This window comes from Gemmiger formicilis (assembly GCF_016901605.1).
Taxonomy (GTDB): Bacteria; Bacillota; Clostridia; order Oscillospirales; family Ruminococcaceae; genus Gemmiger; species Gemmiger formicilis_B.
Genome location: NZ_JACJKP010000556.1, coordinates 1 through 321, shown reverse-complemented (window position 1 = coordinate 321; position 321 = coordinate 1). Strand labels below are relative to the sequence as shown.

Below are 321 nucleotides of genomic sequence, written 5' to 3'. Positions count from 1 at the left end.
CGGCAACGCCAGTGTATTGTTGGGGGCGGGCCGCATCAAAAAGGAAGACTCCATCGATTTTGCCGCAGGAATTACCATGCACAAAAAGCTGGGGGACTATGTAAAGGCAGGGGAGAGCATCTGTACTTTCTATGCAGATGCCCCGGCGTTGTTTGCCAATGCGGAGGAAATGTACCGCAGCGGTTTGATTATTGGTCCCGAAAAACCGGCGTTGCCGCCTTTGATTTACGCCCGGGTCACGGCCGATGGCGTAGAACGCTTTTAACACGAATTGAATGAAAAAACTCCCGGTCGCCGCGTGTATCGCACGGTGACCGGGAG

1 pseudogene is annotated in these 321 nt (G+C 54.2%); it reads left to right on the top strand.

Annotation, left to right across the window (positions count from 1 at the left end):
* A pseudogene (locus tag H6B10_RS15910) lies at positions 1–265 on the top strand (thymidine phosphorylase); the annotation flags it as partial.
* Between the last annotated feature and the right edge of the window lie 56 nt (positions 266–321).